A 21,478-nucleotide genomic window follows, 5' to 3' on the forward strand; every position below is an offset into this window, starting at 1 on the left:
CGTCGAAGGCAACATCGAAGTGGTTTGCGGGCGCTTAGCTCAGTTGGTAGAGCGGATCCCTTACAAGGATTAGGTCGGGAGTTCGAGCCTCTCAGCGCCCACCAGATCTTCCGATGATGCCGACAGCGAAGAAAAGATCAGTAAAAACGGAGCGGTAGTTCAGTTGGTTAGAATACCGGCCTGTCACGCCGGGGGTCGCGGGTTCGAGCCCCGTCCGCTCCGCCAGAATCAAAGAAGAAAGGTCCGACTTGTCGGGCCTTTTTTCTTTTTAGCTACAGGAGGGTCTCCCCTGCGGGCGACCCGGTTTCGGGCTCGAAGGGAATCGCCTGCAAGCGATTCCGCGGCCCGCGGGACGTGGGCGAGCCCCGTCCGCTCCGCCAGAATCAAAGAAGAAAGGTCCGACTTGTCGGACCTTTTTTCGTTTCTGCCCTGCCTTGCGCGTCATGCCCTCCTGAGCATCGGGGCGCCAAGCTCGACGCGGTTGCGTCCGCCGGTCTTGGCCGCATACAGCGCGTGGTCGGCGCGCGCCAGCGCCGCCGTCAGCTCCTCGCCGACGCCGATCGTCACCACGCCGATGCTCACCGTCATGCGGTAGCCGGGCGCGCAGTCGAGCACCGGGGCCTCGGCCACCGCGATACGCAGGCGTTCGGCCGCTTCGAGCGCGCCCTCGAGCGCGGTGCCCGGCAGGACCAGCGCGAATTCCTCGCCGCCCAGGCGGCCGATCACGTCGTGCTCGCGCAGCACGCCGCGCGCGGTGTCGGCGAATGCCTGCAGGGCGCGATCGCCGCAGGCGTGGCCATAGCCGTCGTTGAGCTGCTTGAAGTGGTCGATGTCGAGCATCAGCAGGGTGATCGGCTTGCGCAGGCGCAGCGCCAGCAGGCGCGCACTGTCGGCGCGCTCGAAGAAGGCGCGGCGGTTCAGCATGCCGGTCAGGCTGTCGACGGTGGCCAGGCTGCGCATCAGGGCATCGTCCTTCTGCTTGCACAGCAACAGGAAGCCGAAGCCGTTCACGATCATCAGGAGATAGCTGGCCAGGTAGGCCACGTCCTTCACCGGCGACACGGTCGTTCCCGGATTGCCGCCCTCGAGGCCCAGCCAGGTCCAGATCGCCAGCGCGAACAGGATGTTGTTGATGCCGATGAGACGCTGCAGCAGCGGTGCCTTGCGCGGACGCAGCAGGACCACCGCCGCGCCGAATACGAACAGGGCGATGATGAAGGAAATCAGTTCGGTGAGCTGCAGGCGCGAGGCTCCGGTCGCCACCGCATAGCCGATCGCCACCCAGCCGGGCAGCGTGAACAGGTAGAGGGACTGGCGCCAGCGCCTGAAGCCGAAGAACAGGCAGTTGGCGCCCACTTCCAGCGCCACCCCGGCCAGCCAGACGCAGGCGGACAGCGCCTCGACCAGGCCCGGCTCGAACTGCGGCGCGACCCACCAGCAGAGCTGGGCGAGCCCGATCGACAGGCGTCCCCACATCCACCAGCCGAGCGCCGGGCTGTTGTCCGCCCCCCGCATATAACCTGCCATCAGCAGGGCAAACGCGATATTGCCGACACCGAGCGCCAGCATGAAGGTTTGAATATCGATCACTGTGGTCCTCAGGGACTGCTGCGGTTTACTGTAATTATTACAACAGCTGTTTCCCAAAGGAATTATCTTACACGGTTTCAACATTTGGTTACGCACAATTCGAGTGCGTCCTCGGTTTGCTGCCGGATATGCCGCACTGTTGGAACATTGCTACATGGCACAACTGAATCGTGCATAATTCATGGAGCCGCCGTGATCTTTGGTTTTCTCACATCCCAGACCCTGTCCCCGCGCCAGCACAGGCTGCAGAACACACCGCTGTTCCGCACGCTCAAGCCGCTCGAGGTCAAGTTCGTGGATGGCCTGATGCACGAGCGGCGCTACCTGCCGGAAGAAATCGTCTTCGACGAGAACGAGGAAGGCCAGGCGCTCTACCTGGTGATGGCGGGCCGGGTCGAGATCAGCCGCGCCCACGAAGGCAGCCGCCGGCTGGTGAGCGAGCTGGGACCGGGCGGCTTCTTCGGCGACCTCGCCCTGCTCGACAACTCGCCGCGCAGCGCCCAGGCGCGCGCCGTCGAGCACTGCGAGCTGGCGGTGTTCTTCCGCGACGACTTCCTGGCGCTGATGGATACCGACGCCGTGATCGGCTACAAGATCTCGCTGGCGCTGGCGCGCCACATCGGCCAGCGCCTGCGCGAGCGTCTCGACGGCCGTCCGCAGCTGGAAGCGCTGTGATCGGCGGCCCCGTGGTCCGCGAGGAGCGCGCCGGACCGGTGGCCTGGACCGCGATCGTCGCCGTCACCTGCCTGCTGCTGGTGCTGCTCGAGCACATGCTGTGGCTGGTACTGCCCTTCATCTTCGGCACCGTGATGTACTTCACCCTGCTGGGGCCGATGCGGCGCCTGCTGCGCCTGGGCTTTTCGCGCAGCGTCTCGTCGATGCTGGTGTGCGCCGTGTTCTTCGGGCTCGCCACGCTGGCGGTCGCGGCCGCGCTGTCGTGGAGCAGCGGACCGGCGGAGGACAGCGCTTCCTGGAGCGAGACCCTGTCGCTGTACGCGAACGGCGGCGTGGCCTTCGTGCGCAACACGATGGCGCTGCTGGAAGCGAAATTCCCGCTGCTGGCCGAGATGCACCTGACCTCGCTGGTCAACAAGCGCTTCAAGGCCTTCACCGACAACTTCGCCCAGCGCTACCTGGCCACCATCCTGGTCACCGCGGCCGGCTGGCTGCCCTCGCTGCTGCTGGCACCCTTCCTTGCCTTCTTCTTCCTGCGCGACGGCCTGCGCTTCAAGAAATTCCTGGCGCGCGCGGTGCCGAACGCCTACTTTGAACGCACCCTGTTCCTGCTGCACGAGGTCGACCAGACCGCGCGCCGCTATTTCGAGGGCCTGCTCAAGCTGACCGTGCTCGACACCATCGTGCTGGGCTTCGGCCTGTGGGTGATCGGCGTGTCATCTCCGCTGCTGCTGGGCTTCATTTCCGCGCTGCTGGCCTGGGTGCCCTTCATCGGCTCGGTGGTCGGCTGCGTGATGGTGGTGATCGTCGCCGCCACCGACGCCCCCGTCAATCCGCTGGTGGCCTACGGCGCCATCGTCGTCTTCATCCTGGCGCGCCTGCTGGACGATTTCGTCTTCATGCCGATCACCCTCGGCCGCAGCCTGAAGATCCACCCGCTGATCGCGGTGCTGATGATCTTCATCGGCGGCGCCCTGTCCGGCGTGGCCGGCCTGATGCTGGTGCTGCCGCTGCTGGGCGTGGCGATGGTCATCGGAGAAACCCTGGGCCGCCTGATGACCAATCCACGGCTGCGGGCAAGGCACCGCTACGCAAGGCAGTTGCGGGAAAAACAGGCGAGCGAGGATCTGCTTGCCTGACGGCGACGTTCAACCCAGGCTGCATATTGTTGGTTATATTAAATTATTAACCAACTGTCGGAAAATTTGACGTCTGCTCATCCCTGGCACTCCCTTTCGATGGAAAATCAAGGACTTGGTTTAATGGTATGAATATTGCATTGCGTTTTGCGTCGAAATTCCTTCGGCAACCAAAAACAAAGAGGGAGCAAAATGACAACAAATCGCCATACCGCATTCCTTCGGAGTGCCATTTTCGCCCTGGCCTTCGTGGCCGCCGGCACGGCCAGCGCCGCTCCGATCTACTGGACCGATTGGCAGGGCGGCGACCTCGACACCGGTCCCGGCTTCAGGGCCCAGGGCACCATCACCACCGCCACCTCGACAGTCACCGTCACGTATACGAATGCTGCGGGCGTCGGTTTCTACCAGCCCAGCGGCGGTACCGACTACTGGGGGCCGCGCAACTCGACTTCGCCCTACACCAGCAGCGCAGTCGACAACGCGCCCACCGGCACCGACATCATCGCCTTGCAGTATGCGGGCAGCCAGACGCTGACCTTCTCGCAATCGGTCGCCAATCCGGTATTCGCCGTCGTCAGCCTGAACGGCAACGGCTACGCCTTCCTGAACCAGGACTTCGATATCCTCAGCTATGGCGCCGGCCTGGGAGCGGCCGCTCCAGGCAACCATAGCTGCGGCTTCTATGGCTGCGGCACCCTGACCAAGCAGGTAGTGGATCTCGGCGGCGGCAACACCGAATACCGGCTGATCGGCACCGGCGAGCCGCATGGCACCATCCGTTTCACCGGCACCTTCGACGCGCTGACCTGGCGCAGCCTGACTTCCGAATACTGGAATGGTTTCACCGTCGGCGTGGAGGGCACGGCGGACGAGGGTCCGCCGCCGAATGACGTGCCGGTGCCGGCGACCTGGCTGCTGATGGCCATCGGCAGCGCAGGCCTGGCTGCGGTCCGTCGCCGCAAGCCGGGCGTGTAGAGCCGGGCTCTACTTCCGCCCTGCCGCCTTCGGTTTGGTCTTGATGGTTGACAGGATGCCCGGCTTGGCCTTGCCCGGCGGCGCCACGAAGGGTGCTGGATCGTTGCGGCTGTTTCCACGCCCGTTGCGGCGGGTGGCCACCTCGATCACCCGGCCCTTCGGCGCGGCACCGCGGGACTCGGCCACCAGCGGCAGGGCCTTGCGCTCGCTACGCGGCGTGGCTTCCTGCTCGCTGCCGGGCGGCGGCACCAGGTGGCGCTCGCCGTTGCCGATCAGGTCGCCGCGGCCCATGCGTTTCAGGCCTTCGCGCAGCACCGGCCAGTTTTCCGGGTCGTAGTAGCGCAGGAAGGCTTTGTGCAGCTTGCGCGTCTTGCCGCTCTTGGCGGTGACGACTTCTTCCGAATCCTCGGTCACCTTGGCCAGCGGGTTCTTGCCCGTGTGGTACATGGTGGTTGCCATCGCCATCGGCGTCGGCGTGAAGGTCTGGACCTGGTCGAGGTGGAAGTTGTTCTTCTTCAGCCACAAGGCGAGATTCAGCATGTCCTCGTCGGTCGAACCCGGGTGGGCCGCGATGAAGTAGGGGATCAGGTACTGCTTCTTGCCCGCCTCCTTCGAGTACTTGTCGAACAGCGCCTTGAACTCGTCGTAGGTGCCGATGCCCGGCTTCATCATCTTCGACAGCGTGCCCTCTTCCGTGTGCTCCGGCGCGATCTTCAGCAGGCCGCCCACGTGGTGGGTGACGAGTTCCTTCACGTACTCGGGCGAGCGCACGGCCAGGTCGTAGCGCAGGCCGGAGCCGATCAGGATCTTCTTGATGCCCGGGATCGCGCGCGCCTTGCGGTACAGCGAGATCAGCTTGCTGTGGTCGGTACCCAGGTTGGAACAGATGGTCGGATAGACGCAGGACAGGCGGCGGCAGGTTTCCTCGATCTTCTTGTCCTTGCAGGACAGGCGATACATGTTCGCGGTCGGACCGCCGAGGTCGGTGATGGTGCCGGCGAAGTTCTTCGTCGTATCGCGGATCAGCTCGATCTCGCGCAGGATCGACGGCTCCGAACGGCTCTGGATGATGCGGCCTTCGTGCTCGGTGATCGAGCAGAAGGTGCAGCCGCCGAAGCAGCCGCGCATGATGTTCACCGAATAGCGGATCATCTCCCAGGCCGGGATATGCGCCTTGCCGTAGCTCGGGTGCGGCGCGCGCGCGTACGTCAGGTCGTATACGCCGTCCATCTCGTCCATGGCCAGCGGCAGCGGCGGCGGGTTCAGCCAGACGTCGCGGTCGCCGTGCTGCTGCACCAGCGCGCGCGCGTTGCCCGGGTTCGACTCGAGGTGGAACACGCGCGAGGCGTGCGCGTACATCACCGGATCCTCGCTGACGGTCTCGAAGGACGGCAGGCGCACCACGGTCTTGCGTGCTTTTTCGCGCGCGGCGGCCTGTCTCTCTTCGCGCGTCATGATGACGATCGGCTTGACCTCCGGTTCCGGCTGCGCATTCTCGGTGGCGCAGGCCTTGGTGTCTTCCTGCGCCATCGCGTAGGGGTTCGGATGCGGGTCGACGCGGCCCGGCACGTCCACGCGGGTGGAGTTGTGCACCGACCACTCCTGGTCCGGCAGCCAGCCGTGCGGCACCAGGAAGGCGGTGCCGCGCAGGTCGCGGATGTTCTTGATGCTCTCCCCTGCCGCGATGCGGCGGGTGACGTCGACCAGGGCGCGTTCGGCGTTACCGAAGATGACCAGATCCGCCTTCGATTCGAACAGCACCGAGCGGCGCACCTTGTCCGACCAGTAGTCGTAATGCGCGATGCGGCGCAGCGAGGCCTCGATCGAACCGGCGATCACCGGCACGCCCGGGAAGGCTTCGCGGGCGCGCTGGCAGTAGACGGTCACGGCGCGGTCCGGACGTTTATTCGGCTCGGCGTTCGGCGTGTAGGCGTCGTCCGAGCGGATCTTGCGGTCGGCCGTGTAGCGGTTGACCATCGAGTCCATGTTGCCGGCGGTGATGCCCCAGTACAGATTGGGCTTGCCGAGCGCGCGGAAGGGTTCCACGGAGGTCCAGTCCGGCTGGCTGATGATGCCGACCCGATAACCCTGGGCTTCCAGCAGGCGGCCGACCAGCGCCATCCCGAAGCTCGGGTGGTCGATGTAGGCGTCGCCCGTGATCAGGATGATGTCGCACGAATCCCAGCCCAGCTTGTCCATCTCCGCGCGGGACATGGGCAGGAAGGGCGCGGCGGGAGCGCGGCTGGAGCGCTTGGGGACGCTCGCGAAAAGATTGGTGGGGGAGTTCATTGGCCGGCATTTTACAGGAAAAGCCGTCGGTCAACTCCTCCCCCCTCCAAAATTGGCTTAGTTTTCAACAACTTAATCAGATGCCCATGTTGTTGAGGATATTGCCGAGCTGGCGTAGGGCCGGCTCCAGGTTCGGGTGGCGGGCCGCGAAGCGGGCCGTGATTTCCTGGCTGCGCGAAGCCAGGCCATAGGTGTTGGCGTCCGGGTCGTCGGCGCGGCGCTCGAGCACGTGCTTGATGTCGCCGTCGAGCTGGCGCAGCAGCATCTCCAGTTCGTCGTCGACCTCGCCCGTCTCCTCGAGGTGGCGGTGCAAGGTCTTCAGGTGCGCTTTCAGGGTGTCTTCGTTATCAGGCAGCATGTCGTCGTCCCTCATGTGGTGAACCTGGTCTCCAGGTACAGCTTCTCGACCTGTTCGCGGGCCCAGGGCGTCTTGCGCAGGAACTTCAGGCTCGACTTGATGCTGGGGTCCTTGATGAAGCAGTTGATCGCGATACGGCGGCCGAGCCCATCCCAGCCGTAGTGCTCGACCAGGCGGGTTAATAAGGATTCTAAGGTAATACCGTGTAATGCCTGAACACTCATTGCAGAGACGATGTCCTCGTGAGGGCGTTGTGGGAAATTTTATATCTGAAGGGGAAGGATGGGCGCGCCGCTCGCCGTTGCCGCGCCCTGTTTCGTCGTTCCCGCGCAGGCGGGAATCCAAGTCCCTCGGGTATTCGTAAAACTTATTACTCGCCCGTCAGTCCACGGCGCTCCAGCAGCGGCTCGATCTTCGCATCGCGGCCGCGGAACTTGCGGTACATCTCCATCGCATCCATGGTGCCGCCGCGCGACAGCAGGGTCTGGCGGAAGTGGTCGCCGTTCTTGCGCAGCAGGCCGCCGTTCTCCTTGAACCACTCGACGGTGTCGGCGTCCAGCTTCTCGGCCCACAGGTAGCCGTAGTAGCCGGCCGAGTAACCGCCCGAGAACACGTGCGAGAAATAGGTCGTGCGGTAGCGCGGCGGCACCAGCGGGAAGTCGACGCCGGCGTCATGCAGGGCCTTGGCTTCGAAGCCCAGCACGTCGGTCGGGATCTGGTTCGGGGCCAGCTGGTGCCAGCTTTGGTCCAGGATCGAGGCCGCCAGGTACTCGGTGGTGCGGTAGCCCTCGTTGAACTTGCTTGATGCCTGCACCTTGTCCAGCAGCGCCTGAGGCATCGCCTCGCCGGTCTGGTAGTGCTTCGCATAGTTGGCCAGCACTTCCGGCCAGGCCATCCACATTTCGTTGACCTGCGAGGGGAACTCGACGTAGTCGCGCGGCACGCGGGTGCCCGAGAAGCGCGGGTACTTCACGTTCGAGAACATGCCGTGCAGCGCGTGGCCGAACTCGTGGAACATGGTGCGCACTTCGTCGTAGGTCAGCAGGGTCGGCTCGCCGGCGGCCGGCTTCGGGATGTTCAGGTGATTCGCGATCACCGGGTGGGTGCCCAGCAGGGTGTTCTGGCCGACGTAGGCATTCATCCAGGCGCCGCCGCGCTTGTTGGCGCGCGCGTAGGGATCGTGCAGGAAGATCGCCAGCTGCTTGCCGTCGGCGTCGAAGACGTCGAACACGCGCACGTCCGGGTCGTACACCGGCAGGTCCTTGCGCTCCTTGAAGGTGATGCCGTATTCCTTGGTGGCGGCGAAGAACACGCCGTCGATCAGGACGCGGTTGTACTCGAAGTAGGGACGCAGCTGGTTCTGGTCGAAGGCGTAACGCTGGGCGCGCACCTTGTCGCTGTAGTAGTTCCAGTCGTAGGCGGCGGCCTGGAATTGTCCGCCTTCGGCGTCGATCACCTTCTGCAGGTCGGCCGCTTCCTTCTTCGCGTTGTTCACGGCCGGCTTGGCGAATTCGGCCAGCAGCTTGTTGACCGCGCCGGTGGTCTTCGCTGTCTGGTCTTCCAGCATATAGGCCGCGTGGCTCGGATAGCCCAGCAGCGCGGCGCGCTCGGCGCGCGCCTTGGTCAGCTCCAGCACCAGGGCGCGGTTGTCGAATTCGCCGCCATGGCTGCCGCGCGCCAGCGAGGTTGCCAGCAGCTTTTCACGGGTCGCGCGGTTGGTCAGCACGGACAGCGGCGCCTGCTGGGTGGTGTTCACGACCGGGATCACGAACTTGCCGTCCAGGCCGCGCTTCTTCGCTTCCGCACTGGCGACGTCGATCGCCTTGTCCGACATGCCGGCCAGCTCTTCGCGGCTGTCGACCACCAGCGCCGAGGCGTTCGCTTCCTTCAGCACGTTCTGGCTGAACTGGGTCTGCAGGGCTGCAATCTTCGCGTTATAGGCCTTCAGCTTGATCTTGTCGCTGGCGGACAGCTGGGCGCCGGCGCGCACGAAGTCGGTGTGGTAGCGCTCCAGCAGGTAGGCCGATTCGGCATCGAGGTGCAGCTGCTCGCGCTTGTCGTACAGGGTCTTGATGCGCTTGTAGAGCTTCTCGTTCAGGCGGATCTTGTCGCTGTGCGCGGCCAGCTTGGGCGCCAGTTCCTTGTCCAGCGCGTTCAGGGTGTCGTTGGTGTTAGCGCCGACCAGGTTGTAGAAGACGGTCGAGACGCGGTTCAGCAGCTGGCCCGAACGCTCCATCGCGACGATGGTGTTCTGGAAGCTCGGCGCCGCCTTGCTATTGGCGATGACGTCGATCTCGGCCGACTGCTGGCGCATGCCTTCCTCGAAGGCCGGGGCGAAGTCTTCATTCCTGATCTTGTCGAAGGCCGGGTACTGGAACGGCAGGGTGCTCGGCTTGGCGAAGGGGTTCGAGGCCGGCAGCTGGGATGGCGCCGCCTGGGCGAAGGTGGCGACGGCCGCGGTGACGGCGAAGGCCAGGATGTGGGAACGGTTCATTCTCTCTCCAGTGAAAATCGTCTTGTTGTTTGTTGTGGTGCTTCGCGTGGGCTCGGGGAGCCCACGCTTGACGGTGGATCAGCCGCTCAATTGCCGGTCAAGCCACGGCGCTCCAGCAGCGGCTCGATCCGCGCATCACGGCCACGGAAATTGCGGAACAGGTCCATGGCGTCGGCCGAACCGCCGCGCGACAGCAGGGTCTCGCGGAAGTGGTCGCCGTTCTTGCGCAGCAGGCCGCCGTTCTCCTTGAACCACTCGACCGTATCGGCGTCCAGCTTTTCGCTCCACAGGTAGGCGTAGTAGCCGGCCGAATAGCCGAGCGAGAAGCTGTGCGAGAAATAGGTCGTGCGGTAGCGCGGCGGCACCGGCGCGAAGTCGACGCCCGCATCCTTCAGCGCGGCGGCCTCGAAGCCCAGCACGTCGGTCGGGATCTGGCTCGGGGCCAGCTGGTGCCAGCGCTGGTCGAGCAGCGAAGCGGCCAGGTACTCGGTGGTGATGTAGCCCATGTTGAACTTCGCGGACGCCTGCACCTTCTGCAGCAACTCTTGCGGCATCGGCTCGCCGGTCTGGTAGTGCTTCGCGTAGTTGGCCAGCACTTCCGGCCAGGTGGCCCACATCTCGTTGACCTGCGACGGGTACTCGACGAAGTCGCGCGGCGTGTTGGCGCCCCCAAAAGTAGGGTACTTCACGTTCGAGAACATGCCGTGCAGCGCATGGCCGAATTCGTGGAAGGCGGTGCGCACCTCGTCATAGGTCAGCAGGGTCGGCTGGCCGGCGGGCGGCTTCGGGATGTTCAGGTGGTTCGCCACCACCGGGTGGTTGCCCAGCAGCGTGGACTGCGTGACGTACTCGTTCATCCAGGCGCCGCCCTGCTTGTTCGGACGCGCGTAGTAATCCATGATGAAGATCGCCAGCTGCTTGCCGTTGGCGTCGAAGACGTCGAACACGCGCACGTCCGGGTCATACACCGGCAGGTCCTTGCGCTCCTTGAAGCTGATGCCGAACTCCTTGTTCGCGGCGAAGAACACGCCGTTCTGCACCACGTTGTTCAGTTCGAAGTAAGGCTTCAACTGGTTCTCGTCGAAGGCGTACTTCGCCTGGCGCACCTTGTCGGTGTAGAAGGCCCAGTCATGCGCGGCGACCTGGAAGCCGCCCTCGGGTTTACCAACTTCGGCATCGATCACACGCTGGATTTCGGCGGCCTCCTTGCGCGCATTGTTCACGGCCGGCGGCGCCAGCTCGCCCAGCAGCTTGTTGACGGCTTCCGGCGTCTTCGCGGTTTCCACTTCCAGCGAATAGGCGGCATAGGTCGGGTAGCCCAGCAGGGTCGCCTTCTCGGCGCGCAGCTTCGCCAGGCGCTGCACCAGCTCGCGGCTGTCGAATTCGCCGCCGCGGCTGCCGCGCGTCATCGATGCCGCCATCAGGCGCTCGCGCGTACCGCGGTTGGTCAGCGACGACAGCAGCGGCTGGCCGGTGGTGTTGGCCAGCGCGATCACGAACTTGCCGTCCAGGCCGCGCTTCTTCGCTTCCGCGGCGGCGGTATCGATCTCGGCATCAAGCATGCCGGCCAGTTCGGCGCGGGTATCGACCACCAGCGCCGAGGCATTCGCTTCCTTCAGCACGTTCTGGGCGAAGGTCGACTGCAGGCTGGCGATCTCGCCGTTATAGGCCTTCAGCTTTTCCTTGTTGGCGTTGGAGAGATTGGCGCCGGCGCGCACGAAGTCGCGGTGGTAGCGTTCCAGCAGATGTTTCGATTCGGCGTCCAGCTTGAGGCCATCGCGCTTGTCGTACAGGCTCTTCACGCGCTTCCACAGTTTGGCGTTCAGGTAGATCGCGTCCGCGTGGGCCGCCAGCTTCGGCGACATCTCGCGGTCGATCGCGTCCAGCTTGTCGTTGGTGTTGGCGCTCTGCAGGTTCGAGAAGGTGGTCGACACCCGCGCCAGCAGCTGGCCCGCGCGCTCCATCGCGACGATGGTGTTGTCGAACGTCGGCGCCGCGTGGTTGTTCGCGATCGCCTCGATCTCCAGCAGGTGCACGCGCATGCCCGCTTCGAAGGCCGGCTTGAAGTGCTCGTCCTTGATCTTGTCGAACGCCGGGTAGTGGAAGGGCAGCGTGCTGGCCTTGGCGAACGGGTTCGAAGCGTCGAAGACGGCAGCGGGTGCGGCGGAAGCAGTGGGAGCGGCGGCGGCGGGGATGGCGGTGCTTGCGTAGGCAAGCGCGATGCTTGCCGCGACGATGAAGCTGTGTTGACGTTTCATGCGATCTTTCAGGACACTAATCGGACGCTGCCGAAGCGTGCCCGGCAGCAGGTGCGCCGAAGATCATAGCAGGCTTATTGCCGCGTCGTCATATTGATGTGTTGCAATCCGCCGTATTGACGGCATCCGTCAGGACGCCTCTTTCCTGGCTTCTTCCGCCTCCTCTTCCTGGATCTCCTGGACCACTTTCTTCTCGATGCGCCGGTCCGGAATCAGCCACATCACGGCCACGGCCGCATACACCAGGAAGCCCAGCCAGGCGGCAAACCAGGACAGCGCCACCCCGGCCAGGTAGAGGACGATCGAGATCTTGCCCTTGCGGTCGTCGCCAATGGCTTCGGCCAGGGTCGTGTTCTTGTCGTGGTTGCGCACCAGGCCGCGCACCAGCAGCGAATACGACACCGCGCACATGAACAGCACGAAGCCATAGGTGGCGGTCGGCCCGGTCTCGAAATGGTTCTCGCCCGTCCACGCCGTCACGAAGGGAATCAGGGACAGCCAGAACAGCAGGTGCAGATTGGCCCACAGGATGCCGCCGCTGACTTCCTTCACCGCGTGCAGCATGTGGTGGTGGTTGTTCCAATAGATCCCGATGTAGATGAAGCTGAGCACGTAGCTCATGAAGACGGGCCACAGCGGCAGCAAGGCCCTGAAATCGGGGCTGTGCGGGACTTTGAGTTCCAGCACCATGATGGTGATGAGGATGGCGATGACGCCGTCGCTGAAGGCTTCCAGCCGGTTTTTTCCCATGACAGTCCTATGTCGTCGTACTGCTCAGCATACTCCACCATCTTTGCTTGTTCCCGCACCGAGGCCCATAGGCGCAATGATGATGCGTCAAGTGTTGGACGGCAGCCAACTCAACCATCACAAGAATGACTGAGAAACCAGCAGATAGCATCCGAAAGCTGATCCGTCCCTGCGAATAAGCGCGATTCCGGGATTGGCACACTTTCTGCAATCACCGTAATTGTGTCCGGCACCGTGCCTGGCATCGCTAATTATTCCAGGAGATAGACATGAACAAGCTGACAATCAAGGACCTGGGCATCGCAAGGGAACTCGACAAGCATCAGATGACCGCCTTTTCAGGCGGTATGGGACGCACACCGCAGCAAATCCTGGCGTGGGAAATGACGGGCAAGCCCGCAACCTGGCAAGGACTGGTTTTGGGGGACGATAACCGGCTGCATGTGCCGACGATCTGAGAGCCCCCATGCGGCGGGAAGGGAATCGCTTACTGCGACGGCGTTCCGATATCGTATTTGCCGAGATTCGCAATGAAATCGTCCAGATTCTCCGCCATCATCTTGCGGAACTGATCGGTGAAATACTCGAGTGCCCGCTCCTTTTCCTGCTGCATGTGTTCCGGACCGCTCGTGGTGCGCGCGACGATGAAGGCATTGAAGCGTGCCGAGGCATACATCGTGGAGGCGCAGACTTCGCTGGGGTCGGCGGAATCGCACTGGGTGTTGGCCTGGTCGATCAGGGCGTTGACGCGGGTCCAGAACTCCGGACCAGGGGCTTGATTACTCATGATGTATATACCGTGGATGAAAGCCCTGAACGTCAGAGCAAGAAATAGACTGTAGCATAAGCAATACGCTGCCCAAGGCCGGTCAAGACCCGCCAGGCAGGAGCGCAGCGGCGATCAATATCAGCCACAGCACCGCGCCCGCAATCACCCAGGCCCAGTTCGCCTTCGACAGCCGGTCGTTGCCCTTCCCTTCCGGGTCGCCGCAGCTGAGGTTGATCTTGTCCTGCGCCACCAGGAAGGGCGGCAGCAGCACGAACACGCTGGCGATCGAGACGAGATCGCCGGCCGTGCCGCCGATGAGGACGTCGATGGCGTTCGCCAGCAGCATCAGCGCGACCAGGATGCTCGCATGCCAGCCGCTGCGCCAGCCGGCGACTTGCGGCAGCGCATGGCCATAGGCTTTGACCTTGCGGAACAGCGCATGCGTGAAAAACATCCAGAACACGGCGCGCGGCACCGGCGAGACCATGCTGCCGAACTGCGAGGCTTCCGGATGCCTGCTCTTGTAGCGATCCCAGTTCTTGTAATACCAGTACAGGACGTAGAGCGAGGACGTCGCCAGGAACAGGATCGCCAGCTTGCGCTTCGACACCACGTAGAAGTCGGGCTCAGCCTGCATGGGAATCCGGTAGTTGAAGGCCGTGCCTGTCGAGGATGTCGCGGATGCGCGCCCGGTTCGCCGCCACGATGCGGTACAGGGTGCGGTAGTGGTCGTCCTGCCAGAAGGCCAGGATCCGCTTTTCCTCGCTTGCTCCCAGCACCTTGCGCACGCCGTCCAGCTCGATGCAGATCACCAGCAGGTGGGAATACGAACTGTCGGCGCGGTCGGCGCCTTCGGGGTAGCCGACCGGCAGGTTCGGATACATCGCCTTCAGCTCGGCCAGCGCCGCTTCCGTCCGGCGCGGATGGCGCTCGAGCCACCAGTGGGTCTGCTCGTGGATGAGGGTGGAGAGGAACAGGCCGTCGTCGTCGGTGTGGCGCGTGTTGAAGGTCAGCACCGGGTGGCTGTGCGGGATGGCGCCCTGCTCGAACACGATCTCGCGGGTCTGGATCCAAGGGTCCAGCGCATGCGCGGCCAGCACGCGCTCGAACTGGGCGCGCGCCGCCCGCTCGCGGGCATTGCCGTGCGCCAGGCGCAGCGTGAAGCCGGCGGCCTGCGCCTGCAGCCCGACTGCCAACCCGGCCAGCGCGCAGAGTGTCAGCAGGCGCCGCTTCATGGGCTGTCGAAGCAGGCCTGGCAAGCGGCGTCCGTGAACCTGGCCTGGCAGCTGCGTTCGCCCGGGAATTTCTTTTCGATGTCCTTGTACGATGCACAGGTGGCCGCAGACAAGGTCGTAATGACCGGCTGCTGCGTCACGACGCCGGATTTGTTGGTGACGCTGAGGCGCTGGCCGTTGCCATCCGAGCGCATCTCGATGCCGCCGCCCTTGTTCCACAGGCCCAGTGCGCTGGCCTGGCTCTCGTCGGGACCAGCCACGAACAGCGCGGATTGGCGGTATTTGGAATCCAGGGTCAGCATGACGTTGCTGCCGACATCCTGGGTGACATAGCCGCCGCGTTCGATGCCCTCCTCGTCGTACAGCATCACGCCGGCCGCTTTCGAGCCGCGCTTCGAAACACGGCCGCCAGCCATGACCGCATCCGGCAGATCGCCGCTCAGGCGGGCGCGCACCACGCCCTTGCCGTCGACGACCACGACTTCCCTGGCCCGCACGCTGTCGAAGATGGCGTCCTTGATGCTGCCGCCTGCGATCGCGCCGCCACCGGCAATCAGGAGCAGTCCGAGTGCCCAGGCCCGGTTTTGCCGTGCGAGCCGTTTATGCAGGCGTGCGTTTTCCTGCTCGCAGGCGAGGATTCGTCGTTCGAGGTCGGCGATACTCATGCAGTACATCCTGTTATCCAATAAACATGACCCACCTTATTGGATTTATTAGCAGAATGCAACTATTTGCTCGCCTGCCTGCGCTCCTTCAGCCGCTTGCGGGCTGTCTTGACACGCGCGATCAACGCTTCGTTCATCCGGTTCTGGACGCTATAGAGCTTGAACAGCAGGTCGGCCATGCCATGGCGGCGGCACAGCAGCAGTTTGCCGCGCCGCTGCAGCACGTGCGTGGAGCGGAATTCCTGGTTCGGCGTCCCGTAGCCGAAATCGGCGTGGGTGAAATTGAAATGCACGATCGCATCCTGCAGGGCCAGGTGGATGATGCTGGTGCCGATCGACAGGTTCATGTACTCCTGGGCGCAGCAGATATTGTGTACGTGCCACACCTCATCCGAGTGCGTGCCCAGCACCAGCGCGACCGTCTTGCCGCCGCACTGGAGCAGGTAGGAATGCAGCAGGCCATTGCGCGCCAGGTTCTCGAGCTTGACCTGCGAACTCTGGACGGAGAAGTCCTCGGCGTTCATCAAGGTCCGCATGGCGTCCACCAGGGCTGGGACCTGGTCCGGGTGCTCGATCCTCACCAGGCTGACCTCGCCCGCTTCCTTGGCCAGCAGCCGCACCTGGCGCGAGAGGTTGTAGCGCTTCTTGGAGCTGAACTTTTGCAGATAGGTCTCGACGTCTTCCGGCAGGGGCACGGTATGACAGTTTTGCCAGCCGTTGAGGACGTGACGGGACAGCCCCTTGCCGCCAACCGTATGGGCCAGTTCCTCGGGCATCGCCTGCATCAGCAAGGCCTGGCAGTCGGGATGACGCTGCAGCAGACTGTTCAGGACGAAACTGGACAGGCCTTCCTCGCCCGCATCGATCAAGGGCACGCTGCCGAGCAGCTGGTAGACGGGCACGGTACGCTTGAATACGGTCAGCGGACCGAGGCGGACGCTCACCTTCTGCGTCATCCGGCGTCCCGGGACGATCCCGACGATGCGTGTATCGCTGCAGCGGCGGATGACATGAAGTTCGCAGGGGCCCGCGCCGTCTTCCTTGGTTTCCTGCAGGTATTTGAAAAACGCCGGCAGCTGGTACAGCTTTTCCGGACTACGGCGCACCTGCAGCAGGCGGTGCCATGCGGCCTGCACGTCGGAACGCTCAAGGTCGGTTGTGGAAGGGATGAACTCGAACCGTTGTGCCGTCTCGGTGCGGCGCAAGAAGACCGGCAATTCCGGGGCGGTCCATGCGGCGGTCTCTGGCATTTCTTTGGTATGCGGAACGAATAATTTCACATGGACCTCGCACGAAACAACTCAACCAACAGAAATGATGGAATTGATTGTATTTACACTGTGCGATGATCATACCTTGAGGGAACTCAACAGTACAGTAATTTTCGACTAACTAAACATTAAATTTCGTTAACTTGTGGCTCATAAAATACGGCATTCAATCTGGATGAGCCATGTGCTTTTCATCACGATATGATGAAATTGCCGCTTAGTAATGCGGCGGCTTTTCGTTCACCGGCCCTTGCCCGGCGTCGCGCAGAACGCGGACATGCTCGGCCAGCTTGGCCACCATGGCCTCCAGCTGGTCGATACGGCGTCCCTGCTCGTAGATGGTCTGGTTCAGCGACTCGACCAGGTTTTCCTGGTGGGCCAGCTTGATCTCGATATCGATGAAACGGTCTTCGTCGCTCACGGCGCTTCCTTAAATGAAAAGAGCCGCATTATGCCAGCGGCTCTTGAATGGGGCCGGCGCATTCCGCGCCGGCATGCCGCCGGATGGCCCGGTCAGGCCTGGTGCCAGGGCGTGAACTCGATGCCCGTCTTGAAGGTGCCGACCACGTTTACCTGGTTCTCGAGGCTCTCGCTGAAATCGATCAGCATCTGGGTACGCACCGCAGCCTTGTCCGGATTGCTGTTATTGCTCAGAGTATCCATCCAGTACTTGAAGCCATCGGGCTCCGGATCGCGGTGCAGCACGTTGTTGTACAGCTTCGTCACGAAAGTCGCATCGGTCGGGTTGGCGCCGTACAGGGTGTTGAACTCGGGCTGGTTCATGAATTCGCGGGCCACGTCGGTGATGGGGCTACCGCCTTCCATTCGCCACATCCAGTAACCCATGCCTGCGGCCTCGGCCGGACGTCCGAGGACGGCCGTATAGAGGCGGAAGATCTGGCCGGCGATGCCGTCGATGTCCAGCGCCAGCCAGCCGTCGTCGAACTGGACGCGCTCGACATTGATCAGCGAATCGTGGCCGTTATTGCCGGCTTTATCGGTGATGCCGTAGCCCCAGGCCTCCTGGGCCACCGTGTAGTTGGTGCGCGAACCGGCGTAGACGGCGGTGTCGATGCCGGCGCCGCCATCCACCGCGTTGTTGCCCGCCCCCGGCTTGAGTGTATCGTTGCCGCTAGTGCCGGTGATGTTCGCCGAGCTGTTGATGGTCCAGCTCGCGCGGGAGGCGGCGCTGGTGCCGTTGTCGGCCTGGTCGAGCGAAACCACGCTGACCGTGTAGTTGCCGTTCGGCAGAGGCGAAGTCGGCAGGTGCCATGTGCCGTCGCTGCCGACCGTCGTACGTGCGATCGTCTGCAGGTCGCCGGCGCGCACCAGCTCGATCGTGGTGCCGGCCTCGCCCGTACCGTTGAACGTGACCTGGTTGCTGCCGTTCAGATCGCCGGGCAGCGGGTCATAGGTCGGCTTGACCGGCGGCGTGGCATCGACCTTGAAGCCTACCGCATCGCTGGCCACAGAAACATTGCCTGCAGCATCGGTCGCGGTGGCAAAGACCGAATAGTTGCTGCCATCCGCAAAGGCGTTGAGCTTCAGCGTGTACAGGCCGTTGGCGTCGGCCGTCGCCGTGCCTACCAGCATATTGTTGTCGCTGGTAAAGATCTTCACGATCGAACCGGCTTCGGCCTTGCCGGTCACGAGCGGCGTGTTGCCGGTCGTGTAGCCGTTCACGTTCTTGGTGACCACCATGGTCGGCTTGGCAGGGGCCACGGTGTCGGCCGCCAATACATCGGCACGGGTCGCGCTCATGTCCGCAAACTTCAGGATCTCGATCGAGCGCAGGGTGTCGATGCCGTCGATGCCGTCCTTGCTCGTCACCGTCATGTCGCCATTCGGCAGTTCTGCGAAAGCGTAGTTGCTGCGAACGCCGCGGAACACGGCGGTATCGATTCCATTTCCTCCATCAATCATGTCATTGCCTCCATCGCCTTCAAGCGTGTCATTGGCGTCGGTACCCGTCAGGGTATCCGGGCCATTCGTACCCGTGATATACCGGGCTCCGGTTGTCGAATTGATGCCTAGTGCGCCGCCGAGACCATCCTTGCCGTAGAGCCAGTTCAGGGCTGCGACGTCGTATTGCTGGTATGTCGTATAGGGTCCACCGAAGTTGGTGTACGACATCAGGGTATTGCTGGTGTTGTCTTGCGCCGCCGGCAGGACGATCGGGTTCGGGTTGTCGTCGTTCGGATCCCAGAACGAATGCTTCAGGCCGAGCGCATGTCCCATTTCATGCAGCAGGGTCTGATACCCTCTTCCGCCAGGCGTCAGGTTGCTGTTGGCCGCGCCGAACTGGACATTGTCGAGATAGACATAGGCATCCGCGTCGTAGCTGACCAGCCTGTTGGTGCCGGGCTCGTACTGGTACGTGCTTTGCCAGCTGCACAGTCCGGTGACATTGCTGGTGATGATGTCCGCATTGCAGAGGTGGATCTGCGCAGCGTCGCCATTGCCGGTTTCGACGAAGTGAATGCCGGTCAGCGAATTCAGATAGCCGCCATCCTTCAACAGCTCCCGTACCGCGGCTTGCTGGGCGGCTGAAAACGCCTGCTGGTTTCCGTAAAAAATACTCTGTGTATTGGAAGCGCTCTCATTCCCTGAAGTCACGGAAAACGTGAAATAGAGAACATTGCTCTGTCCGGAAGCAGTCGTGAAATAATTCCAGTCAGGCCCCGTATCGAGCAAGGCGTCGATATGGTTCAGTCCAGAAGTGGGAATAACGGTGATGTCGGATACGGTTGCCATTGTTTAACGTCAATGTTGATTGTGACAAAGTCACTTCAGGAAAGTATTTCCTGCTCAACAGTTGAAGTCAAATGAGAATTCAATCGTGCGCACCCCTTGGCATCCCATCAAGGCTTATTCGCAACGAATGATTTTGAACATTTGCCGTCGTTAAACTGATGTCAACGTCCGGCAAATGTTTCTAGCTGGCAGTCTTTGGCGTCGCCAGCAAGGCCTTGAGGTTGGCCAGGCGCGCCTTGGGGCTCAGTACTTCATCTTCTTTGGGCGGCGCGTCGCCGACCTCGAGCGCCATCTCCTTGATGAAGCGGGACGGGTCGCAATGCATCAGTTCGCCCGCGCGCTTGCGCTTCTTGCACCAGGTAACGTGCAGGGTGCGCTGGGCGCGCGTGATGCCGACGTACATCAGGCGCCGCTCTTCCTGGATGCGCGCGGCGATGCGCTCGACGGGGTCGTCCGGATCGCCCTTGTGCGGCAGGATGCCCTCCTCGACGCCGACCAGGTAGACGTGCGGATACTCCAGGCCCTTGGATGCGTGCAGGGTCGACATGCGCACCGCGTCCTGCTCCTCGTCCTGGCCTTCGAGCATGGACATCAGGGCCACCATCTGGGTCAGCTCGAGCAGGTTCTTCTCTTCGCCGTCACGCTCGCGCCCGCCGCGTCCGCGCTCCTTCAGCCAGTTGGTGAACTCGAGCACGTTCTGCCACCTGGCCTGGGCCGCCTTGTCGTCGAAGTTCTCGTACAGGTAGTGCTCGTAGTTGATCTCTTTCATCATGTCATCGAGCAGCTCGGCGGCGTGATCGCCGCTGCCGGACGGGCCGGGACGGGTGGCGCGGTCTTCCAGCTCATTGATCCAGTGGCAGAACTCGCGCAGCGGGATCAGCTGGCGGTCCTGCAGCCGGGCTTCGAGGCCGCCCTTGAAGGCGGCCTCGAACAGCGAGCAGTTCCACTGCTTCGAGACTTCGCCCAGCACCTCGATGGTGGTCATGCCGACCCCGCGTTTCGGGGTCGTGATGGCGCGGATGAAGGCCGGGTCGTCGTTCTGGTTGGCGATCAGGCGCAGGTAGGCGATCACGTCCTTGATCTCGGCCTTGTCGAAGAAGCTCTGGCCGCCCGAGATCGTGTACGGGATGCGTTCCTTGCGCAGCGACTGCTCGATGATGCGGGCCTGGTGGTTGCCGCGGTACAGGATCGCGTAGTCCGTCCATTTGTTCTTGCGCTGGAAGCGCTCGGACGAGATCATGATCGCCACCTGGTCGGCCTCGGTCTCCTCGTTCGGCATGCCCAGCACCTTGATCGGCTCGCCCAGGCCGTGTTCCGACCACAGCGCCTTCTCGAACAGCTTCGGATTGTTGCCGATGACCGCGTTGGCGGCCTGCAGGATGCGGGTGGTCGAGCGGTAGTTCTGCTCGAGCTTGATGACCCGCAGGTCCGGGAAGTCGGTCTGCAGGGTTTTCAGGTTTTCGACCGAGGCGCCGCGCCAGGCATAGATCGCCTGGTCGTCGTCGCCCACCGCCGTGAACATCGGCTTCTTGCCGAGGCCCGTCACCAGCAGTTTCACCAGCTCGTACTGGCAGGTGTTGGTGTCCTGGTACTCGTCCATCAGCAGGTAGCGCAGGCGGCGCTGCCAGCGGTCGCGGATCGGCTCGTTATTCCGGAACAGTTCCACCGGCAGGCGGATCAGGTCGTCGAAGTCGACCGCCTGGTAGGCCTGCAGGGTCGCCACATAACTGCGGTAGATGCGCCCGGCCTGGGCTTCGTCTTCGTCGCGCGCGTCACGGATCGCGTCCTCGGGGTCGACCAGGCCGTTCTTCCACAGCGAGATCGCGTTCTGGATGCGGCGGATCTCCTGCTTGTCGGTGGTGACGGCCAGGTCGGAGACGACGGTATAGCAGTCGTCGCTGTCCATGATGGAAAACTTGTCCTTCAGGCCGACGCCGGCCGCCTCCTGGCGCAAGATCTTGACGCCCAGCGAGTGGAAGGTCGAGACGGTCAGCTGCTTGGCCTGCTTGGGCTGCTTGAGCAGCTTGCCGATCCGCTCCTGCATCTCGAGCGCCGCCTTGTTGGTGAAGGTGAGCGCGGCAATCGTGCGCGGATCGTAGCCGCGATGCTCGATCATGTAGGCGATCTTCTGGGTGATCACGCGCGTCTTGCCGGAGCCGGCGCCAGCCAGCACCAGGCAAGGGCCGTCGAGATAGAGCACGGCTTCGCTCTGCGGACCGTTGAGGCCGAAATTCGGTGTCGACATGGGATAAT

19 protein-coding genes and 2 tRNA genes are annotated in these 21,478 nt (G+C 63.2%); 6 read left to right on the plus strand and 15 right to left on the minus strand.

The window, feature by feature from the left end:
* Positions 1-28: 28 nt before the first annotated feature.
* Both AC1DOP_RS16085 and AC1DOP_RS16090 read left to right on the plus strand, forming a co-directional pair.
* Positions 29-104 (plus strand) — tRNA-Val (locus AC1DOP_RS16085).
* A 44-nt stretch (positions 105-148) separates the two neighbouring features.
* Positions 149-225: transfer RNA gene (locus AC1DOP_RS16090), tRNA-Asp, on the plus strand.
* 216 nt (positions 226-441) lie between these two features.
* Here AC1DOP_RS16090 and AC1DOP_RS16095 read toward each other — a convergent pair.
* Positions 442-1,590 (minus strand): GGDEF domain-containing protein, encoded by a 1,149-nt coding sequence (locus tag AC1DOP_RS16095; RefSeq protein ID WP_442121208.1) that lies wholly within the window; start codon positions 1,588-1,590, stop codon positions 442-444.
* 192 nt (positions 1,591-1,782) lie between these two features.
* Between AC1DOP_RS16095 and AC1DOP_RS16100 the strand changes: the two genes are divergently transcribed.
* The 3 genes from AC1DOP_RS16100 (at position 1,783) to AC1DOP_RS16110 (ending at position 4,382) form a co-directional block, all read left to right on the plus strand.
* Positions 1,783-2,265, plus strand: coding sequence for a cyclic nucleotide-binding domain-containing protein (locus AC1DOP_RS16100; protein WP_442121207.1), 483 nt, complete (start codon positions 1,783-1,785; stop codon positions 2,263-2,265).
* Positions 2,262-3,404 carry an AI-2E family transporter gene (locus AC1DOP_RS16105; RefSeq protein ID WP_477252189.1) on the plus strand — a complete coding sequence of 381 codons (1,143 nt, stop codon included), beginning with the start codon at positions 2,262-2,264 and terminating at the stop codon, positions 3,402-3,404. Before AC1DOP_RS16100 ends, AC1DOP_RS16105 begins: the two co-directional genes overlap by 4 nt.
* Positions 3,405-3,596: 192 nt before the next feature.
* The gene (locus tag AC1DOP_RS16110) at positions 3,597-4,382 is read left to right on the plus strand and encodes a PEP-CTERM sorting domain-containing protein (protein ID WP_477252191.1); all 786 of its coding nucleotides are present in this window, start codon (positions 3,597-3,599) and stop codon (positions 4,380-4,382) included.
* Positions 4,383-4,391: 9 nt separating this feature from the next.
* On the opposite strand, the gene AC1DOP_RS16115 is transcribed toward AC1DOP_RS16110, so the two are convergent.
* The 6 genes from AC1DOP_RS16115 to AC1DOP_RS16140 form a co-directional block, all read right to left on the minus strand.
* Positions 4,392-6,671, minus strand: a complete 2,280-nt coding sequence (locus AC1DOP_RS16115; protein WP_477252193.1) for a YgiQ family radical SAM protein — start codon at positions 6,669-6,671, stop codon at positions 4,392-4,394.
* A gap of 76 nt (positions 6,672-6,747) precedes the next feature.
* Positions 6,748-7,044 (minus strand): DUF4404 family protein, encoded by a 297-nt coding sequence (locus AC1DOP_RS16120; protein ID WP_442121204.1) that lies wholly within the window; start codon positions 7,042-7,044, stop codon positions 6,748-6,750.
* Entirely contained in the window at positions 7,041-7,253 is a 213-nt protein-coding gene (locus AC1DOP_RS16125) for a VF530 family protein (RefSeq protein WP_258847285.1), read from the minus strand. Before AC1DOP_RS16125 ends, AC1DOP_RS16120 begins: the two co-directional genes overlap by 4 nt.
* 146 nt (positions 7,254-7,399) lie before the next feature.
* On the minus strand, positions 7,400-9,523 hold the full coding sequence (locus tag AC1DOP_RS16130; protein ID WP_477252196.1) for a M3 family metallopeptidase: 2,124 nt from the start codon (positions 9,521-9,523) through the stop codon (positions 7,400-7,402).
* Positions 9,524-9,609: 86 nt separating this feature from the next.
* Positions 9,610-11,781: a M3 family metallopeptidase gene (locus AC1DOP_RS16135; protein WP_477252198.1), complete on the minus strand. Its 2,172-nt coding sequence runs from the start codon at positions 11,779-11,781 to the stop codon at positions 9,610-9,612.
* Between the two features lie 129 nt (positions 11,782-11,910).
* A complete protein-coding gene (locus AC1DOP_RS16140) occupies positions 11,911-12,531 on the minus strand; it encodes a TMEM175 family protein (protein ID WP_441935290.1) in 621 nt (206 codons plus the stop codon).
* A gap of 269 nt (positions 12,532-12,800) precedes the next feature.
* Between AC1DOP_RS16140 and AC1DOP_RS16145 the strand changes: the two genes are divergently transcribed.
* Positions 12,801-12,989, plus strand: a complete 189-nt coding sequence (locus AC1DOP_RS16145; protein WP_477252200.1) for a hypothetical protein — start codon at positions 12,801-12,803, stop codon at positions 12,987-12,989.
* A 29-nt stretch (positions 12,990-13,018) separates the two neighbouring features.
* Here the strand turns inward: AC1DOP_RS16145 and AC1DOP_RS16150 are convergent, their stop codons facing one another.
* From AC1DOP_RS16150 to AC1DOP_RS16185, 8 genes are all read right to left on the minus strand, one after another.
* Positions 13,019-13,318 carry a DUF3144 domain-containing protein gene (locus AC1DOP_RS16150; RefSeq protein WP_441935288.1) on the minus strand — a complete coding sequence of 100 codons (300 nt, stop codon included), beginning with the start codon at positions 13,316-13,318 and terminating at the stop codon, positions 13,019-13,021.
* Positions 13,319-13,400: 82 nt separating this feature from the next.
* Entirely contained in the window at positions 13,401-13,937 is a 537-nt protein-coding gene (locus AC1DOP_RS16155; RefSeq protein WP_441935287.1) for a hypothetical protein, read from the minus strand.
* Positions 13,927-14,535: a hypothetical protein gene (locus tag AC1DOP_RS16160; RefSeq protein ID WP_477252202.1), complete on the minus strand. Its 609-nt coding sequence runs from the start codon at positions 14,533-14,535 to the stop codon at positions 13,927-13,929. The genes AC1DOP_RS16155 and AC1DOP_RS16160 overlap by 11 nt, the downstream gene beginning before the upstream one ends.
* Complete coding sequence (locus AC1DOP_RS16165) at positions 14,532-15,200, minus strand: hypothetical protein (protein WP_441935285.1); 669 nt, start codon at positions 15,198-15,200, stop codon at positions 14,532-14,534. The genes AC1DOP_RS16160 and AC1DOP_RS16165 overlap by 4 nt, the downstream gene beginning before the upstream one ends.
* Before the next feature lie 62 nt (positions 15,201-15,262).
* Positions 15,263-16,450, minus strand: a complete 1,188-nt coding sequence (locus AC1DOP_RS16170; protein WP_441935284.1) for a GNAT family N-acetyltransferase — start codon at positions 16,448-16,450, stop codon at positions 15,263-15,265.
* Between the two features lie 238 nt (positions 16,451-16,688).
* Positions 16,689-16,892 (minus strand): SlyX family protein, encoded by a 204-nt coding sequence (locus tag AC1DOP_RS16175; protein ID WP_441935283.1) that lies wholly within the window; start codon positions 16,890-16,892, stop codon positions 16,689-16,691.
* Between the two features lie 92 nt (positions 16,893-16,984).
* Complete coding sequence (locus tag AC1DOP_RS16180) at positions 16,985-19,225, minus strand: DUF4214 domain-containing protein (protein ID WP_441935282.1); 2,241 nt, start codon at positions 19,223-19,225, stop codon at positions 16,985-16,987.
* Between the two features lie 181 nt (positions 19,226-19,406).
* Positions 19,407-21,470: a UvrD-helicase domain-containing protein gene (locus AC1DOP_RS16185; RefSeq protein WP_441935281.1), complete on the minus strand. Its 2,064-nt coding sequence runs from the start codon at positions 21,468-21,470 to the stop codon at positions 19,407-19,409.
* Positions 21,471-21,478: the final 8 nt, after the last annotated feature.

It is taken from the genome of Massilia sp. 01N410, from assembly GCF_056399665.1.

Bases quoted from the DNA above. Each gene is read 5' to 3' on its own strand.
- AC1DOP_RS16170 (WP_441935284.1), bottom strand. From the start codon at position 16,450: ATGCCAGAGACCGCCGCATGGACCGCCCCGGAATTGCCGGTCTTCTTG.
- AC1DOP_RS16180 (WP_441935282.1), bottom strand. From the start codon at position 19,225: ATGGCAACCGTATCCGACATCACCGTTATTCCCACTTCTGGACTGAAC.
- AC1DOP_RS16160 (WP_477252202.1), bottom strand. From the start codon at position 14,535: ATGAAGCGGCGCCTGCTGACACTCTGCGCGCTGGCCGGGTTGGCAGTC.
- AC1DOP_RS16110 (WP_477252191.1), top strand. From the start codon at position 3,597: ATGACAACAAATCGCCATACCGCATTCCTTCGGAGTGCCATTTTCGCC.
- AC1DOP_RS16125 (WP_258847285.1), bottom strand. From the start codon at position 7,253: ATGAGTGTTCAGGCATTACACGGTATTACCTTAGAATCCTTATTAACC.
- AC1DOP_RS16120 (WP_442121204.1), bottom strand. From the start codon at position 7,044: ATGAGGGACGACGACATGCTGCCTGATAACGAAGACACCCTGAAAGCG.
- AC1DOP_RS16135 (WP_477252198.1), bottom strand. From the start codon at position 11,781: ATGAAACGTCAACACAGCTTCATCGTCGCGGCAAGCATCGCGCTTGCC.
- AC1DOP_RS16140 (WP_441935290.1), bottom strand. From the start codon at position 12,531: ATGGGAAAAAACCGGCTGGAAGCCTTCAGCGACGGCGTCATCGCCATC.
- AC1DOP_RS16115 (WP_477252193.1), bottom strand. From the start codon at position 6,671: ATGAACTCCCCCACCAATCTTTTCGCGAGCGTCCCCAAGCGCTCCAGC.
- AC1DOP_RS16165 (WP_441935285.1), bottom strand. From the start codon at position 15,200: ATGAGTATCGCCGACCTCGAACGACGAATCCTCGCCTGCGAGCAGGAA.
- AC1DOP_RS16130 (WP_477252196.1), bottom strand. From the start codon at position 9,523: ATGAACCGTTCCCACATCCTGGCCTTCGCCGTCACCGCGGCCGTCGCC.
- AC1DOP_RS16150 (WP_441935288.1), bottom strand. From the start codon at position 13,318: ATGAGTAATCAAGCCCCTGGTCCGGAGTTCTGGACCCGCGTCAACGCC.
- AC1DOP_RS16185 (WP_441935281.1), bottom strand. From the start codon at position 21,470: ATGTCGACACCGAATTTCGGCCTCAACGGTCCGCAGAGCGAAGCCGTG.
- AC1DOP_RS16155 (WP_441935287.1), bottom strand. From the start codon at position 13,937: ATGCAGGCTGAGCCCGACTTCTACGTGGTGTCGAAGCGCAAGCTGGCG.
- AC1DOP_RS16145 (WP_477252200.1), top strand. From the start codon at position 12,801: ATGAACAAGCTGACAATCAAGGACCTGGGCATCGCAAGGGAACTCGAC.